The 16,945-nt window shown below is 66.5% G+C and carries 12 protein-coding genes, 2 pseudogenes and 1 CRISPR repeat array; of the genes and pseudogenes, 9 read left to right on the top strand and 5 right to left on the bottom strand.

Annotated features, from left to right (window positions below):
- Nucleotides 1–48: 48 nt before the first annotated feature.
- The 9 genes from phoU to cas2e all read left to right on the top strand — a co-directional run bounded on the left by phoU (nucleotide 49) and on the right by cas2e (nucleotide 9,930).
- Complete coding sequence (gene phoU, locus ERC79_RS16085; protein WP_131579453.1) at nucleotides 49–738, top strand: phosphate signaling complex protein PhoU; 690 nt, start codon at nucleotides 49–51, stop codon at nucleotides 736–738.
- Nucleotides 739–901: 163 nt separating this feature from the next.
- On the top strand, nucleotides 902–3,802 hold the full coding sequence (gene cas3 / locus ERC79_RS16080; RefSeq protein ID WP_131579452.1) for a CRISPR-associated helicase Cas3': 2,901 nt from the start codon (nucleotides 902–904) through the stop codon (nucleotides 3,800–3,802).
- On the top strand, nucleotides 3,799–5,442 hold the full coding sequence (gene casA, locus ERC79_RS16075) for a type I-E CRISPR-associated protein Cse1/CasA (RefSeq protein WP_131579451.1): 1,644 nt from the start codon (nucleotides 3,799–3,801) through the stop codon (nucleotides 5,440–5,442). The genes cas3 and casA overlap by 4 nt, the downstream gene beginning before the upstream one ends.
- Nucleotides 5,443–5,452: 10 nt before the next feature.
- Entirely contained in the window at nucleotides 5,453–6,118 is a 666-nt protein-coding gene (gene casB / locus ERC79_RS16070) for a type I-E CRISPR-associated protein Cse2/CasB (RefSeq protein ID WP_165497147.1), read from the top strand.
- A 27-nt stretch (nucleotides 6,119–6,145) separates the two neighbouring features.
- Nucleotides 6,146–7,273, top strand: a complete 1,128-nt coding sequence (gene cas7e / locus ERC79_RS16065) for a type I-E CRISPR-associated protein Cas7/Cse4/CasC (RefSeq protein WP_131579449.1) — start codon at nucleotides 6,146–6,148, stop codon at nucleotides 7,271–7,273.
- A complete protein-coding gene (cas5e, locus tag ERC79_RS16060) occupies nucleotides 7,270–7,965 on the top strand; it encodes a type I-E CRISPR-associated protein Cas5/CasD (RefSeq protein ID WP_131579448.1) in 696 nt (231 codons plus the stop codon). The genes cas7e and cas5e overlap by 4 nt, the downstream gene beginning before the upstream one ends.
- Nucleotides 7,965–8,630 (top strand): type I-E CRISPR-associated protein Cas6/Cse3/CasE, encoded by a 666-nt coding sequence (gene cas6e / locus ERC79_RS16055; RefSeq protein ID WP_131579447.1) that lies wholly within the window; start codon nucleotides 7,965–7,967, stop codon nucleotides 8,628–8,630. The genes cas5e and cas6e overlap by 1 nt, the downstream gene beginning before the upstream one ends.
- Nucleotides 8,627–9,571 (top strand): type I-E CRISPR-associated endonuclease Cas1e, encoded by a 945-nt coding sequence (gene cas1e, locus ERC79_RS16050; protein ID WP_131579446.1) that lies wholly within the window; start codon nucleotides 8,627–8,629, stop codon nucleotides 9,569–9,571. The genes cas6e and cas1e overlap by 4 nt, the downstream gene beginning before the upstream one ends.
- A complete protein-coding gene (gene cas2e / locus ERC79_RS16045) occupies nucleotides 9,565–9,930 on the top strand; it encodes a type I-E CRISPR-associated endoribonuclease Cas2e (RefSeq protein WP_131579445.1) in 366 nt (121 codons plus the stop codon). Before cas1e ends, cas2e begins: the two co-directional genes overlap by 7 nt.
- A 40-nt stretch (nucleotides 9,931–9,970) precedes the next feature.
- Nucleotides 9,971–11,651: direct repeats of the CRISPR family, unit length 28 nt; unit sequence GTGCTCCCCGCGCGAGCGGGGATGGTCC.
- A 137-nt stretch (nucleotides 11,652–11,788) separates the two neighbouring features.
- On the opposite strand, the pseudogene istB reads toward cas2e, so the two are convergent.
- From istB to ERC79_RS16025, 5 genes and pseudogenes are all read right to left on the bottom strand, one after another.
- Nucleotides 11,789–12,375: pseudogene (gene istB / locus ERC79_RS16040) on the bottom strand (IS21-like element helper ATPase IstB); the annotation flags it as partial.
- Nucleotides 12,373–13,092 (bottom strand): annotated as a pseudogene (locus tag ERC79_RS23280) (IS21 family transposase); the annotation flags it as partial. The pseudogenes istB and ERC79_RS23280, both read right to left, overlap by 3 nt.
- 56 nt (nucleotides 13,093–13,148) lie before the next feature.
- Nucleotides 13,149–13,436, bottom strand: coding sequence for a hypothetical protein (locus tag ERC79_RS23540; protein WP_242676596.1), 288 nt, complete (start codon nucleotides 13,434–13,436; stop codon nucleotides 13,149–13,151).
- 16 nt (nucleotides 13,437–13,452) lie between these two features.
- On the bottom strand, nucleotides 13,453–14,178 hold the full coding sequence (locus ERC79_RS16030; RefSeq protein ID WP_242676595.1) for an ATP-binding cassette domain-containing protein: 726 nt from the start codon (nucleotides 14,176–14,178) through the stop codon (nucleotides 13,453–13,455).
- Nucleotides 14,175–16,919, bottom strand: coding sequence for a branched-chain amino acid ABC transporter permease/ATP-binding protein (locus ERC79_RS16025; protein WP_131579443.1), 2,745 nt, complete (start codon nucleotides 16,917–16,919; stop codon nucleotides 14,175–14,177). Before ERC79_RS16025 ends, ERC79_RS16030 begins: the two co-directional genes overlap by 4 nt.
- Nucleotides 16,920–16,945 lie beyond the last annotated feature (26 nt).

Below are 16,945 nucleotides of genomic sequence, written 5' to 3'. Positions count from 1 at the left end.
ACCCGATGGTGGTGACTTGGTTTCCACCACGCCGTAGGCTGTGGCCTCATGCGCGTCGCTTACAACGAACAGATGACCGAGCTCGCCGACACGCTCGGCGAGATGGCGGGCTTGGCCGGGATTGCCATGGAGAAGGCCACTCAGGCGCTTCTGCAGGCCGATCTCGGGCTGGCCGAGCAGGTAATCGGCGAGCACGAGAAGATCACCGAGCTGAGCGTCGTGGCCGAGGAACGTGCCTTCGCCCTGCTCGCACTCCAGGCTCCGGTTGCCGGCGACCTGCGGTCGGTGGTCAGCGGCATCCAGATCGTCTCCGACATCGACCGGATGGGCGCGCTGGCGCTGCACGTCGCCAAGATCACGCGCCGGCGGCACCCCAACCACGTCCTGCCCGAAGAGGTCAACGGCTACTTCGCCGAGATGGGCCGGATCGCCGTCGCGCTCGGCGCCAGCGCCAAGGAAGTCCTCGAGACGCGTGATCCCGAACGTGCCGCGAAGATGCTCGAAGAGGACGATGCGATGGACGATCTCCATCGCCACCTGTTCAGCGTCCTCATGGACCGCGAGTGGAAGCACGGCGTAGCCGCCGCCGTCGACGTCACCCTGCTGGGTCGCTTCTACGAGCGGTTCGCCGATCACACCGTCGAGGTCGCTCGCCGGGTGATCTTCCTGGTGACCGGCAAGATGCCGGTCGATCCTTCCAACGATTCCGACGACCTCACCAGCTACCCCAAGCTGTAACGCGCAGCAGCCTCGAAACGCCCGCCGATCGGCGGGCGTTTTGCGTTTGCGTCTGTCACCTCACCTGTGGCCGGATGTCCCGTCTCTGTAACCTGGCCCATTGGGGGGCGTCACCGAAAGCACAGGGTGACTACACGCGGACACCGACACAGAGCGTCCGCGCATGAAACGGGGAGGTTTCGTGTGCAGTTTCCATCTGAGTACCGCCGCCATGTCCGCATGGGCCAAGCACGATCGCAAGACCGAAGCATGGCTTCCCTTGTACCGCCACATGGCGGACAGCGGCGCCGTCGCCGGCCGCCTATGGGACGACTGGGTGCCCGGATCCGTCAAACGCCTGATCTCGCACGCGCTTCCCGAAGGTGAGTCCGACGGCCGCATCCTCGTCACCTGGCTTGCTGCCAGCCACGATCTAGGTAAGGCAACGCCTGTGTTCGCGATGCAGGTGCCCGAACTGGCCGACAGGATGGAGGACGCCGGCCTTCCCATGCCGTCGTCGATCACCCCCGTTGATCGACGCTCCGCGCCACATTCGCTCGCCAGCCACGTACTACTCCGGAAGTGGCTCACCGAGAAGTACGGGTGGGCACCAGCGGTGGCCGACGCGTTCGCCGTGGTTCCAGGCGGTCACCATGGTGTACCGCCCTCATCGAATGATCTTATACACCTGGACGATCGAGGACGGCTACTCGGAAAGGCCGACGCCTGGCTCAAGGTTCACGACGAACTCGCCGACTTCGCTGCCGATTCCTCCTGTGCACGGGATCGACTGCCGCACTGGGCCACAACGCCACTGAGTCCACCGGCCCAAGCATTGGTAACCGGGATCGTGATCCTGGCCGACTGGATCGCGAGCAATCACGAACTGTTTCCGTACGGAGAAGACGACGACCTCGCGTCCCGCACCGAACGTGGACTCGACGCCCTTGCCCTGCCCGGACCGTGGCGCGCGCTCGCCCCACCTCCCGCCGACGAACTGTTCTCGCGCCGCTTCGACCTGCCGGACGGAGCCACGGCGAGACCCGTCCAGCTCGCGGCGTACGACGTTGCCGCGACTGTTTCGAAACCCGGCCTGATCATCGTGGAAGCGCCTATGGGCGAGGGGAAGACGGAGGCAGCACTCGCGGCGGCGGAGGTCCTCGCGCACCGCACTGGCGCCGGCGGGTGCTTTATCGCCCTGCCGACCATGGCCACCAGCGACGCGATGTTCACCCGCGCACTGGCCTGGACCCAGCGCCTCCCGCGAATCGATGGAGACGAAACGCTATCCGTCTACCTTGCGCACAGCAAGTCTCGGTTCAACGAGGAGTTCCGCGGCCTGATGGACTCCGTGGTGCAGGAGGTGGGTGTCGACGAATGCTCGGAGTCCTGTTCCGGAACGTCCACCCATGTCGCCGTCGCCCACCAGTGGCTCTTCGGTCGCAAGAAGGGTGTTCTCGCCGATGTGGTCATCGGCACCATAGACCAGATCCTGTTCGGCGCCTTGAAGACACGACACCTCGCGCTGCGACATCTGGCAATGGCGAACAAGGTCGTGATCATCGATGAGGTGCATGCCGTGGACACCTACATGAGTGTCTACCTCGATCGGGTGATCGAATGGCTCGGCGCATACCGCATCCCCACGATAGTCCTGTCCGCCACTCTGCCGTCGGATCGCCGACGGCACCTCGTCGAATCCTACGATCGCGGATCGAGGCCCGAACCTCCGGCATCCCCGGTCCGACAGAAGGCCAAGTGGCGCAAGGAAGTACCGATCAGTTCAGGCGACTCGCCCTACGACGTGCTCGACGGCGACATCGGGTATCCGGTCATCACGGCCTCCACCGGAGCCACCCCCATGGTCCGGGCAGTCCCACCATCGGGTCGCCGCGTCGAGGTTCGGATCGAACCGACCGCGGACGATGACGCGGCCTTGGTCGACATCCTCCGACGGGACACCGCGCACGGTGGATGCGTCGCCATCATCCGCAACACGGTCGGACGCGCTCAACAGACCAAAGAACTACTGGAGCAATATTTTCCGGGAGAGGTTACGCTCATCCACTCGAGATTCCTGGCGGTGGATCGCTCCCGGATCGAAGCGGACTTGCGATCGACCTTCGGGCGCGATGCGAAGACCCGCCCCGGACGCCACTTCGTCGTCGGCACGCAGGTGCTGGAGCAGTCTCTCGACGTCGATTTCGATCTCATGGTCACCGATCTCGCACCGATCGACCTGCTGCTGCAGCGGATGGGGCGGCTGCACCGACACAATCGGCCGCCGGGAGACCGCCCACCACTGCTACGCACCCCGCGTTGCCTGATCACCGGGGTCGAGGACTGGTCGGCCCAACCGATCCTCGCCGTCGACGCATCACAGTACGTCTACGGTTCCTCCGCGCTGCTGCGTTCAGTGACGGTTCTGGGTACGCACCTGCGCAGAGACGAAATGATCGCCCTGCCGGAAGACATTGCCCCGCTGGTGCAGTCCGCGTACTCCGATGCGCTGCAGTCGCCTCCCGGATGGGAGGACACCTGGGCGCAGGCGGAACGCGAGGCCGATGAGCGACGCAACAAGCAGCTCGAGCGTGCGGCGGACTTTCTGCTCGCGAGCCCGCCCCGCCAACGGGGCGGGTCCATTCTCGGATGGATCAATCGCGGCGCCGGAGACGTCGACGACAGCGGCCGAGGCCGTGCTCAGGTGCGCGATACCGACGACGGGATCGAGGTCGTCGTCGTGCAACGGGTCGATGGTGAGCTGCGGGCACTGTCCTGGCTCGACGAGCACGGCGGCCGCAGGCTGGACAGCGGCACCGGCATCCCCCCGCACCTGGCCCGCGCTGTTGCCACGTGCACCGTCCGCCTGCCACCGCGCCTGACGAGTCCATGGATGATCGACCGGGTTATCGACGAATTGGAGACGAACGGTATTGCTGCATGGCAGGATTCGCCGTGGCTAGGGGGCGAGCTCGTGCTGGTGATCGATGCGCAGGGACACGCCGATATCGCAGGACACACACTCGAGTACGACAGGGAGCTGGGATTGTTGCTGCATAACGAGCCGGAGGGGGCAGCCAAATGACTACGTTCAGCCTGTGCAGCGAGCCGTGGATTCCGGCCCGTCGGCCCGAAGGCGCCATAGAAGAACTGTCTCTGGTCGAGGTCTTCCGACAGGCCCATCTGATCCGGGACATCGTCGGCGAAGTTCCCACCCAGACGTTCGCGCTGACCCGGCTGTTGCTGGCGATCCTGCACCGCTCGATCGAGGAATCCGACGAGCCGCTCCAGTACTGGCGCGAGCTGTGGAAGGCCGACGAGCTACCCGCCGTCCTGGTCGAGGAGTACCTCGACGCATTCCAGGAGCGGTTCGACCTCCTCCACCCCATCACCCCGTTCTTTCAGGTGGCAGATCTGCACACTCAGAAGGGTGAGGTCTCCGGACTCGAAAGGCTGATCGCCGACGTCCCGAACGGGCAGCCGTTCTTCACCACACGGTCCCAGCGCGGGCTCGCCCGCATCTCGTTCGCCGAGGCCGCGCGATGGATTGTGCACTGCCAAGCATTCGACACGTCGGGGATCAAGTCCGGCGCGGTCGGCGACGACCGGGTGAAGGGCGGCAAAGGCTACCCGATCGGGACTGCATGGGCTGGCGCACTCGGCGGCATCCTGATCGAGGGTGTCACCCTGAAACAATCGTTGCTGCTGAACCTGATCCTCGCGACCGAGGACGGACGGGACACGTCCGGTCCCGACGATCTACCGGCATGGGAACGTGATCCGCTGACGCCGGCAGTCGAGGACCGCGCGGGCGCGGGTCCGCGCGGTCAGATCGACCTCTTCACGTGGCAAAGCCGCCGACTGCGACTCGCATTCGACGACGACGGGGTCACTGGGGTTCTCATCTGCAATGGCGACGTCGTGCCACAGCAGAATCAGCATGCCCGAGAACCGATGACGTCATGGCGGCGCAGCGAGCCGCAGGAGAAGGCGCTAGGTCTCCCGCTGGTGTACATGCCGCGCACCCATGACCCGGAGCGGTCGATGTGGCGCGGACTGGCTGCGCTCCTGCCGCAGTGTCGACGGATAGATGCGCAGAAGACGGGCGCCGCGGCGCTGCCGGCACTCACACTCGAGTGGGTGGGCCGGCTCCGAGAGGGACACGCGATCGAGCCGGGCTTTGTGATCAGAACCCGCGCCATCGGAATGGCCTACGGCAGCCAGAGTTCCACAGTTGCCGAGATCATCGACGACGCTCTCAGCATCCACGCGGTTCTGGTATCCGAGCAGGGCCGCGAACTGGCCGCCGGCGCTGTCGATGCGGTGACCGCCACCGAGGAAGCCGTCACCGCGGTCGCAATGCTCGCCGGGAACCTCGCCGTCGCGGCTGGAGGGGAGGCCGCGGGCGATCGGGACCGCGCGCGCGAGCAGGCCTACTTCCTCCTTGACTCGCCGTACCGCCGGTGGCTGAGCGACCTCGACGAATCCACAGATATCTCTGTTGCGCTGCACATTTGGTACGACTCGGTGCGGCGGATTCTGTGGACGCTAGCCCAGGAGTTGATCGGCGCAGCGGGCCCCACCGCATGGGTCGGCCGCGAGAACAGCCTCGGCCGCCATGTCGACACCCCGCAGGCCGACGTCTGGTTCCGTCGGGCACTCGCCAAGGCATTGCCTACGACGCGCGATACCCGACCCACCGCCACCCCCGAGACCGAACAGTGAGGACCGTCGCATGACCGCCACGACCGATGCCGTTCCAGGCCCGCACCCCGGATCGGGCGACCGACACCGCGACCTCGCCGCCCATGTGGGCCGCCGGGTCGGTGCGCTCCAGTCGGCGTACCTCGCCGATTCGTCGAGCGCGAACGCGTCGCTTGCACGACTGCGCCGGGCAGTCAACCGCCAGCCCGGGTCCGACCCGGCGGTGTGGCAGGAGACCTTCGACGGCTTCCCGACGTCCTTGGTAGGCGCAGGCGACGAACCGTCACGCTTCGAGTACGCGACCCACGCGGCGATAACACTGTTTGCAATCCATCAACAGTCCCAGCGACTGCCGATGCATCAGCACGGCTTCGGGATCGGTGGAGCAGCGCGCCGTCTCGGTATCGCAACCGACAGCTCGGAAGCCGTGCTGCGTCGATTCCAGACCCTCGGAACGTCGACGACATTCGACGAGACCGTGTACCACGCCCGCGCCCTGGTGACACAACTTCGTGCGGCACGTATTCCCCTGGACTATGCACGTTTCGCCGTCGACCTCGCAGACGTCCAGGACGTGCGCCGAGCCGATGGCGTCCGCCTCGCCTGGGGACGCGACTACTACCGGATCGGCCCCACCACACAACCCGCCGATGACGTGGCGTCCGCCGACACGGCTGTCACCGGGCATCAGAACTGACCAAACACTCACTTTCGGGAGAAATTCATGTCACGCACCATCGTCGACGTTCACATCCTGCAGACCGTTCCGCCGAGCAACATCAATCGTGACGACACCGGCAGCCCGAAGACCGCCAAGTACGGCGGCGTGCGCCGAGCCCGGGTGTCGAGTCAGGCATGGAAGCGAGCTACCCGCAAGGCGTTCGAGCAGACCCTCGACTCTACGGATCTCGGTGAGCGCACCAAACGGGTGGTCGAACTCGTAGCCCAGGTGATCACGCAGGAGGCCCCGGACCTCGCCGAGCAGTCCATGCTGCTGGCGGAGCAAGCACTCGCGTCCACAGGCATCAAGATCGAGAAGCCGAAGGCGAAGAAGGGAGAGACGGCGCAGCCCGCGCAGAGCGGATACCTGCTGTTCCTGAGCAACAACCAGATCGGCAACCTCGCCGCACTCGCGATCGAGTCCGCACGCTCGGGCGAACCGATCGACAAGAAGGCCGCGAAGGAGGCCACCCAGTCGCAGCACAGCGTCGACCTCGCACTGTTCGGCCGCATGGTCGCCGACGCACCGGATCTCAATGTCGATGCCTGCGCGCAAGTCGCGCACGCGATCAGCGTTCACGGCGTCGACAACGAGTACGACTACTTCACCGCTGTCGACGACAAGGCACCCGAAGACAACGCAGGTGCCGGCATGATCGGCACTGTCGAGTTCAACTCCTCGACGCTGTACCGGTACGCGACCGTCGACGTCGACGCCCTGAGCCGGACGCTCGGCAGTGGTGAGGCCACCGGCCGCGCCGTCGAGGCCTTCATCCGCTCGTTCGTCACCAGCATGCCCACCGGCAAGCAGAACACCTTCGCCAACCGCACGTTGCCCGATGCGGTGGTCGTACAAGTCCGGGAGAATCAGCCCGTCAACCTGGTGGGTGCGTTCGAGGATGCGGTGGAGGCGATCTCGGGACGCACCCGGATGGCCGAATCCAGCAAGCGGCTGGCCGACTACGCGCAGGATCTGGATCGCGCGTTCGGCCAGGCACCGCTCGCCGGATTCGTCGTACGTGTGGGCGAGGCGACCAAGCCGCTGGCGGCACTCGGCGTCGACGATGACCTGAACGCATTGATCGCCGGAGTGGGATCGCTGGTGCGCGACCGCGTCGGGGCGCAGCCGTGACCACACTGCTGCTGCGACTGGCCGGACCGCTGCAGTCGTGGGGTGATTCAAGTCGGTTCGTCCGGCGTGAGACTCGTCAGGAACCGACGAAGAGTGGGGTGCTCGGCCTCATAGCGGCCGCGCAGGGCCGGCGCCGGACCGAACCGATCGAGGATCTGGTCAAGCTCCGGTTCGGTGTCCGCGTGGACCAGCCAGGGCAACTGATCCGGGACTTCCAGACCGCGCGGACTCGCGAGGGCAAGTCGATGCCGCTGTCGTACCGTTACTACCTCGCAGATGCAGTGTTCGTCGCAGCCGTCGAGGGCCCGGAATCGGCGATCACCGGTATTCACGATGCGCTGCAACAACCGACCTTCCCGCTGTATCTCGGGCGCCGCTCCTGTCCGCCCGCCGGTCGACTCGTCCTCGGCCTCTACAGCGAGGATCTGGTCGCGGCGCTGCGAAGCGAACCCTGGCAGGCCGCAGCCTGGTATCGGCGCAGGCAGTCGAATCTAGGCGTGCAGCTGCCGATCATCCGGGACGCGGATGCCGACGAGGTAGGCGAGACGGTGCGCGACACCCCAATCAGTTTCAGCCCTGACCGTCGCGAATATGGCTGGCGCACAGTTGTTCACGATGACCCTCTGCACGTGGACAACCCGGCGGGGCGAGCCGTCGCGCACGACCCGTTCGCACTTCTGGGAGGTTCGTGATGTACCTGACCCGCTTCGCGGTGAACCCGGCGCGCCGACAGGCCCGGTTTCTGCTCGGTTCACCACAGGCGATGCACGCTGCGGTGATGGCGTCGTTTGGCCCGGAATCCGTTGGCGAGCCCGGTGAGGGCCGCGTTCTGTGGCGGATCGACCGAGACGGGTATGCCACCTGGCTCTACGTCGTGAGTCCTCGGCAACCCCAGATGACCCACCTCGCCGAACAGGCCGGTTGGTCGGACGACTCCACCTGGAGCACCCGCGACTACCGGCCTCTGCTGGACCGGCTCGAACCCGGCCAGCACTGGGCCTTCCGCCTGCACGCCAACCCCGTCCACGTGATCACTCGCGCGCACGACGGCAAGAAGATCCGCGTCGGGCACGTGACTGCGGCACAGCAGCAGCAATGGCTGCTCGACCGCTGCAAGGACCACGGGTTCTCCGTATTGCCGTCAGTCGACGACGAACCTGGAGTGACCGTAAGCCAGCGGCAGAAGCGAACCTTCCGGCGCGGCAACGGCAGCGTGACCCTCTCCACCGCCCAGTTCGATGGCCAACTCCAAGTTGAGGATCCAGACACTCTGCGACACAGTCTCGTTCACGGAATCGGCAAGGCCAAGGGGTACGGATGCGGCTTGCTGACGATCGCGAGTCCGGTATCCCGATGAGGGAGATCCCGGGAACCCGTCCGGCAGACCTTCCCGATCTGGTGAGGGCCGAGGACCGGATGTCCTTCATCTATCTCGAGCGATGTGCGATCCATCGAGATGCGAACGCCATCACCGCGACCGATGAGCGGGGCACCGTCCACATCCCCGCTGCCTCGCTCGGTGCGCTGCTACTCGGCCCGGGCACCCGAGTGACGCACCAGGCCATGATGCTGCTGGCAGACGGTGGGTCCACTGCGGTGTGGGTCGGTGAGCGCGGCGTGCGCTACTACGCGCACGGCAGGTCGCTCGCCCGCTCCGCGAGACTACTCGAGGCGCAGGCGAACGCGGTATCGAACCAGTCGTCGCGCCTACGTATCGCGCGGGAGATGTACGCCATGCGCTTTCCCGGCGAGGACACCTCCGGGCTCACCATGCAGCAGTTGCGGGGCAGAGAGGGTGCACGCGTTCGCAGCCTGTACCGGGAACATGCCGAAGCGAACGGTATCGAGTGGAAGCGAAGGCAGTACGACGCACAAGACTTCGCATCGGGAGATCCGATCAATCAAGCACTTTCAGCCGCGCACACCTGCCTGTACGGCATCGTCCACGCGGTGATTGTGGCACTGGGATGCGCACCAGGACTCGGATTCGTCCACACTGGGCACGTCCGATCCTTCGTCTACGACGTCGCCGACCTCTACAAGGCCGACATCACCATTCCGATCGCCTTCGAGATCGCCGCCCGCGGGTCCGAAGACATCGGGGCCGAGACGCGTCGGGCAGTGCGTGACGCGGTACACGGAGGCTCCATCCTCTCCCGCTGCGCCAAGGACATACGGAACCTGCTGCTGCCCAGCGAACCAGAGGAAGCGGACTACGGCGATGTCCTTCAACTCTGGGACGGTGGGGACCGCAGCGTCGTTGCCGGAACCAACTATGACGAGGACGTTCCGTGGTAGTCATCGTCCTGACTGCCTGCCCTGAAGGCCTGCGCGGACACCTGACCCGGTGGCTGCTGGAGATCAGCGCCGGCGTCTTCGTCGGGCATGTGAGCACTCGTGTGCGCGACCGCATGTGGGCCACAGTCCTCGAACTTGCCAAGGACGGCCGCGCGATCATGGTCCACTCGGCACCGGGTGAACAACGACTCGCGTTCAAAGTCAACCGGCACCACTGGCAGCCAGTCGACGTCGACGGTCTTCAGCTGATGCTGCGTCCCTCCGACAGCAGAGAAGCCACACCGTCCGACCTTCGAAAAGGATGGAGCAACGCCAGCAAGTACCGTCGAGCCAGTCGCCGAAGCGGCCAGGGAAAGTGAAGCCAGTTCGCGGATCCTGCTAGCATTTCCGCAGATCAGTGTGCTCCCCGCGCGAGCGGGGATGGTCCTCGTCGTCGCAAGTTGAAGAACGGATCCCGGCAGTGTGCTCCCCGCGCGAGCGGGGATGGTCCCGACAAACTCGCCGTCCTGCTGCTGGTCGGAACGTGCTCCCCGCGCGAGCGGGGATGGTCCCAGCAGGTCGACAGGCGGGAACAGGAGCCCTTGGTGCTCCCCGCGCGAGCGGGGATGGTCCTTGGAGAGTGGGCCCGATGACCGACACGATCACGTGCTCCCCGCGCGAGCGGGGATGGTCCCGTTCGCGGCGCCTTCGACGCCCGCCGCGTTCGGTGCTCCCCGCGCGAGCGGGGATGGTCCCAGCGAGACGTTCCAGTTGTCCGACCGACAGCAGTGCTCCCCGCGCGAGCGGGGATGGTCCCCGGACGCGCCCGCATGGCTGCCAGGCAAGGACGTGCTCCCCGCGCGAGCGGGGATGGTCCGCAGAGTGCGTCGGCTTGGTCGTCGCCGTGGATGTGCTCCCCGCGCGAGCGGGGATGGTCCCTTCAACGGCGTCGGCCAGCCGAACCGCACGACCGGTGCTCCCCGCGCGAGCGGGGATGGTCCCAGGAACCCTTGAGGGTCAGTGCCGAGGGTGACGTGCTCCCCGCGCGAGCGGGGATGGTCCGCGCCTTAGGGGGTTGGCTAAGGCTGCTCCTAGGTGCTCCCCGCGCGAGCGGGGATGGTCCCTGTATCACGCGATACAGATAAAAAGTCAAACAGTGCTCCCCGCGCGAGCGGGGATGGTCCCTGACGTACGCCATCCCACGACAACACAAGCGGGTGCTCCCCGCGCGAGCGGGGATGGTCCGGCCGAGGGCGCCATGGACTTCCGCAAGCAGACGTGCTCCCCGCGCGAGCGGGGATGGTCCCAGCCCCGTGCCCTTGAGGAACGCATTCAGGTCGTGCTCCCCGCGCGAGCGGGGATGGTCCGCCGGGGTTGACGGCGGTCTACAACGGTACTGGGTGCTCCCCGCGCGAGCGGGGATGGTCCCGGGATCACCGACACCTACCTGTTGACCATTGAGTGCTCCCCGCGCGAGCGGGGATGGTCCCGTCTGCCCCGTCTCGCAGCTGCGCGGGGCCGGGGTGCTCCCCGCGCGAGCGGGGATGGTCCCGTCGACCAGGGCTGCCAGTTGGTGCCGCCGCTGTGCTCCCCGCGCGAGCGGGGATGGTCCCGCCATCTTCGCCACGCCGATCGCGGGCCCGAGGTGCTCCCCGCGCGAGCGGGGATGGTCCGGCCGCGATGAAGTCGGCGGCGTGGGACCACCGCGTGCTCCCCGCGCGAGCGGGGATGGTCCCCTTGTCACGATTCCTCCTCTGTCAAGACGTCAGTGCTCCCCGCGCGAGCGGGGATGGTCCTGGGTGGTAGGTGACGTCGTCTTCGGTGCCGCAGTGCTCCCCGCGCGAGCGGGGATGGTCCGTGGCTGCACGACGACGCGGCTACCGATTTCGCGTGCTCCCCGCGCGAGCGGGGATGGTCCCTCCCACCCCTGGGCCAGGATCGCGCCCGTGTCGTGCTCCCCGCGCGAGCGGGGATGGTCCCATGCGTGTGCGGGTCCCGTCCGACAGCGGTGCGTGCTCCCCGCGCGAGCGGGGATGGTCCCTGCGTCGGCCCGTCCGAGGTCGCACTTCCCGGGTGCTCCCCGCGTGAGCGGGGATGGTCCCACGGCCCGCAGCCGCTCCGGCAGGCACGTTGAGGTTCCCCCGGGCAGCGGACACCGAGATAGCGGGATCGGAGTGTCAACGACGGACCAAAACTGATCAGTGAGCGACGGATGAAAACTGACCACCCTGGCGTCGGTTAGTTGTTGCCAGCTCGGTCTTTGGCGAGGAGTTCTCGTCGTTGCCGGGTGCGGTAGGAGTCGCCGGTGAGGGTGAGGACTTCGGCGTGGTGGACGAGGCGGTCGATCATGGCGGCTGCGACGACGTCGTCGGAGAAGGTCTCGCCCCAGCGTCCGAAGGGCAGGTTCGAGGTGACCATGATCGAACCTTGTTCGTAGCGGGATGCGGCGAGCTGGAAGAACAAGTTGGCGGCGTCCTGGTCGAACGGGATGTAGCCGACCTCGTCGACGATGATGAGTTTGTAGCGGCGGATCTTCTTCAGCTCGGCTTCGAGCCGTCCTGCGTGGTGTGCGGCGCCGAGTCGGGCGATCCAGTTGCTGGCGGTGTCGAACAGGACCGAGTAGCCGGCGTGCGCGGCCTTGATCCCGAGCCCGATCGCGAGGTGGGTTTTCCCGATGCCGGGTGGGCCACGGAGGATCACGTCTCTGCTTTCGCGACGAACGTTCCGGTGGCCAAGTGCGCCAACACGTCACGCCGCAAGCTCGGTAGGTGGTCGAGGTTGAAATCTTCGAGGGTTTTAATCGCCGGGAAGTGCGCGGTGCGGATGAACGAGGTCTCCAAATAGCCGTTGTGGCGTTCGACCATGCCTTTGTATTCCGGATCCCGGGGCGGGCCGAGCTTGATCTGCGTCGCCAACGTTCCCGCGAACCCGGCCGCTGGGGTCGTCACCTTCCCGGTCCCCCCCCCGATGGCGGCTTCCCGATCCCAGACCAGGGTCTTGGCGACCCTCCCGACCTGGGAGATCGACGCCCACATGCCTGACAGGATGTCGCCGCCCTGACGGGACGGGATCATCGTCGCAGTGATGAACCGTGAGAACGCCAACGTCATCACCAGCACCGGCAGCACCCCGTCCTGACCAGGTGCGACCGGGACCTTCGTCTCCGGGAACCACAAGTCGCACTGGGCTATCTGCCCCGGCTCATACGAAACCCGGTCGACGGGGTCGACACCGAGATACTCGGGCCGGATCAGCCGGATGCGGTCCTTGAGCGTGGTCATCGAGTACTGCCACCCGATTCGCTCGGCGATCACCGTCGCCGGCATCGTCGGCCACTCCGCCAGCAACACCCGGATCTGCGGCTCGACAGCGTCCGCAAGGTTTGGTCGTGGCGGCTGCTCATACTTCGGCGGACGGTCCTTGTTCAACGCGGACCTGACTGTGTTCCTGCTGATCCCCAGCCGCCTCGCGATCTCGCTGATCGGCAACTCATCGGACCGATGCAACCGGCGGATCTCCGCCCAACCCTCCACACTCATCACCCCACAAGGCTTGTTGCAGGGTGGTCAGTTTTCGTTCGTCGACACCTGATCAGTTTTCACTCGTCGTCGACAACAAGATCGAGGCCGCCCACCGCGTGATCGATTCGGGCCGCACGATCGCCGAGGTCGCCCGTGACCTCGGGCTCAACGAGGGCCTGCTCGGTAAGTGGGTCGCCAACCAGGAGAAGGACATCGCCTTCCTGAAAAAAGCGTCGGCTGGGGGTCCCTCCCTGGACGTAGTCCTTGGGGGAACTCTGCCGCGAATCAGCAGAAGTAGAGCGCTTCGAGCTGATGGCCGCGGAGTGCGCCACCACCGAGATCACCCGGATGTCCTGACTGCTCAACGTTGTTCGCGCGCGGTCAGTCTCCGCCGGACAGGTAAGCCCGCTGAACTGCATCGAGGTCGGCGGCGATATCGGAGGCGGCACCTTCGAGGATGATCCGACCCCGGCGCATCACGTACACCCGGTCCGCCACCTCGAGGACCTGGCGGACGTGCTGCTCCACCAACAGCACTCCGAGGTTCTCACTCGTGGCCGCCTCGCGGACTACGGCCAGTAGCCGGCGCACGATCTGTGGGGCCAGGCCCAGCGAAAGCTCGTCCGCGAGTAGCAGTTTCGGCTTTCGGGCCAGCGCCCGGGCGAGGGTCAGCATCTGCTGCTCGCCGCCCGACAACAATCCGGCGGGCCGCGCGAGGAGGCTGCGTAACTCGGGGAAGATCGCGCACGCCGAGTCGGCAGTCACCCCCGCCAACCGAAGATTCTCGCCCGCCGTCAATCCACGGATCACCGAACGCTCCTCGGTGACGTAGCTCAGTCCGCTCCGCGCGAGCCGCGCCAACGACGTCGGCCGCGACGCGTCGAGTACCCGCAGTCGGCCCGCGATCGGGGGCAGCTCCCCGGCCGCCGTGAGCATCGTGGTGGTCTTGCCCGCACCGTTGGCGCCGATGAGGGCGACCACCTCACCCGCGTGCACGGTGAGATTCAGGTCCCGGCACACCGCGGCGCCGCCGTATCCGGCGCTGACGCCGTCGCATTCGAGCACCGTCGTGCGTTCCGCGGCCCGATCGTCCGTCATGATCGTCATGTGGCCGTACCCGTCATCTCGTTGTCCTCCTCCACGCCCAGGTAGGCGTCGCGCACTCGCTCATCGCGCGCGATCTCGGCCGGGGTGCCCTCCGCGATCACCCGTCCCGCCTCCAGCACCACCACCCGATCACAGGTCGACATCACCAGGTCCATGTCGTGTTCGACGAGCAGTACCGATGCTCGCTGTCGATCCGCCAATTCCCTTATGCAGTGCGCCAATTCACGACTCTCTGCGTCATCCAGGCCGGCAGCTGGCTCGTCGAGCAGCACCACCGACGGACCGGAGGCGACTGCACGGGCAATCCCGACCAGACGGCGACGCCCGTACGAAAGCTGACCGGGGAAGGCGTCCAGGTCGTCGGCGAGTTCGAAGTCGCGTAGCGCGGCCGATGCCGTCGGCGAGAAGCGGTGGCGTCCGGGCATGATCAGGTCCGTCAACCAGGTCCATCCGCGGGCGGCGTCGTCGCCCGCATGGATGTTCTCGGCGACGGTGATGTCCTCGAACAGCTCGAGCGACTGGAACGAGCGCCGCAGGCCGGCCCGCGAGCGTCGCGCGGCACCCCACTTGACCACGTCACGGTCCCCCAGCAGGACCGCACCGGACGATGGTGCAACGAATCCGGTGACGGCATCGATCACCGTCGTCTTACCCGCCCCGTTGGGCCCGATCAGCCCGACAACCTGTCCCGGCTCCACCCTGAGACTCACGCCCTCGACGGCCGTCACGCCGCCGAACCGCACGGTGAGATCGCGTACCGTGAGCGTCACCGGGGCAACGGGTTCGAGCTCGAAGTTGCGGACCTCGGACAGCCGGTGCACTCGATGGTGTCGGGCAGCGCGATGGGGAATCCTCCGCTCCACCGCCCCACGGACCCGCGAGAACATGTCCGCGATGCCGTTCTGGTTGGTGAGCAGGATGAGGATGAGAACGACACCGCCGATCAGTGTCGCGGCAATTCCGGTCCCTGAACCACTTTCGACCAGACGACTGAGTATCGCGCCCGGTGCCAGCATGGCACCGATGACGCTGCCCAGCACGAATCCCAGGCCGCCGGTAACCGCCTGGACCACCGCGTTGATCGATGCGAAGACGTTGAAATCGCCGTAGGTGACCGCGATATTGCGCAGCCCCAACAGAATCCCGGCGACGGCAGCGAGCCCGGCAGCGACCGCGAACGCGTAGATCTTCACGGCGAACACGCTGATCCCCAACGATGCAGCAGCGCGCTCGTTGGTACGCACGGCGATGAGCCGACGTCCGGTACCTGAGCGCCGCAAGTTCGCGACCATCAGCGCTGCCAGCACCAGCACGATCAGGCACAGCAACGCCCAGCGCTCCGGGTGCCGGGTGGCGGAAACGTCGAATCCGAGCAGCATCACCTTCTCGATGCGAACGGCGCCCTCGATCTTGTCGCCGGTGAGGGTCGGGTTGTTGAACACCATCTCCTGCACCGTGAATCCGAGCCCGAGTGTGACCACCGCCAGGTTCACGCCGCGTGTGCGCAGAGCCGGCAACGCGAACAACACACCGACCGCGATCACACCTGCCACGCTGACCAGGGCTGCCGGGCCCAGCGGCCACCCGGCCTGACCGACGAGACGGGCCGCGACCAGCGCGCCGAGCCCGCCGACGGTGTACTGCGCGAGGGACAGCTGGCCCGCGAAGCCGGTAAGCACGACGATCGAGAGCAGGAACACCGCGGCCGCCAATGTGAAGGTCAACGACCGCAGCCAGTCGCCACTGAAGGCGATCACGACAGTCGCGAGCGCCGTCACGGCGACGATCATTGTTACCCAGCGGATCTCGCCGGATCCCAGCCGCGGCAGCCGATCAGAGACGTGACTGCGAAGCGGCAGCCCCTTACCCTGCACGACGAGTACCACGAGGATCACCAGAAAGGGCACCGCCCGGTTGATCCCGGTGAGCGTCTCCATGCCGAGCAGGTCTCGAATGTCGTCCTGGTACAGGACCACCACACTCTCTCCGACCCCGAGCAACAGTCCACCGAGGAGCGTGAGCGGGAAGGAGCGGAAACCTCCGAGCAGCGCCGCCGCGAGCGCCGAAACGGTGACGATGACGACGAACGCGGTGGGCGTCAGGCCCGTGAGCGGCGCCACCAGGACACCGGCCGCCCCGGCGAGGGCGCCACCGACCGTCCACGTGAGCGTCGCCAATCGTTGCGGGGACCACCCGAGTGCGGCGGTGGCCCGTTCGTTCTCCGCGGCCGCGGTGATCGCCAGTCCCACCCGTGTGTACCGCGTGCCCGCCCACAGTGCCACGGTGGTCGCCACTGCGATCGCGAGCAGGATCAGACGGTCCTGCTGAACGACGATGTCACCCCAGTGGTAGGCATCGTTGGGCAGAAATGCCCGCACCCGAATGGATTTCGAACCGTAGTACTGCTGCACACCGGCCTGCAGAATCACCAGCAGACCCAACGTTGCGGCAAGCCGGACGATCGGCGCCGCCGCGGCGAGCCAGCGCAGCACCAACTGCTGGAACGCGAACCCGATGGCTCCCGCCACCAGTACCGCCACCGCAAAGGCAGGCAGCATCGACCAACCGTGATCGCGCTGCAGGGTTTCCAGACACACGTAGGCGGCGACCATGGCGATCGCACCCTGTGCAAAGTTGACGACGCCGGATCCGCGGTAGACGAGGACGACGCCCTGTGCCAGCAACGCATACGCCGAGCCCGCGCCGAGTCCGAGAATGGCGAACTGCAGCAGTTCTGTCATGCATTCCTCCGGTAGAGCCGGTTCGG

This window comes from Rhodococcus sp. ABRD24, from assembly GCF_004328705.1.
GTDB lineage: Bacteria > Actinomycetota > Actinomycetes > Mycobacteriales > Mycobacteriaceae > Prescottella.
The sequence above is the reverse complement of the archived record's forward strand: the minus strand, read 5'-3'. Positions and strand labels throughout refer to the sequence as shown.

Bases quoted from the DNA above. Each gene is read 5' to 3' on its own strand.
- cas1e (WP_131579446.1), top strand. From the start codon at position 8,627: ATGAGGGAGATCCCGGGAACCCGTCCGGCAGACCTTCCCGATCTGGTG.
- ERC79_RS16025 (WP_131579443.1), bottom strand. From the start codon at position 16,919: ATGACAGAACTGCTGCAGTTCGCCATTCTCGGACTCGGCGCGGGCTCG.
- ERC79_RS16030 (WP_242676595.1), bottom strand. From the start codon at position 14,178: ATGACGATCATGACGGACGATCGGGCCGCGGAACGCACGACGGTGCTC.
- cas3 (WP_131579452.1), top strand. From the start codon at position 902: ATGAAACGGGGAGGTTTCGTGTGCAGTTTCCATCTGAGTACCGCCGCC.
- cas6e (WP_131579447.1), top strand. From the start codon at position 7,965: ATGTACCTGACCCGCTTCGCGGTGAACCCGGCGCGCCGACAGGCCCGG.
- casB (WP_165497147.1), top strand. From the start codon at position 5,453: ATGACCGCCACGACCGATGCCGTTCCAGGCCCGCACCCCGGATCGGGC.
- casA (WP_131579451.1), top strand. From the start codon at position 3,799: ATGACTACGTTCAGCCTGTGCAGCGAGCCGTGGATTCCGGCCCGTCGG.
- cas7e (WP_131579449.1), top strand. From the start codon at position 6,146: ATGTCACGCACCATCGTCGACGTTCACATCCTGCAGACCGTTCCGCCG.
- phoU (WP_131579453.1), top strand. From the start codon at position 49: ATGCGCGTCGCTTACAACGAACAGATGACCGAGCTCGCCGACACGCTC.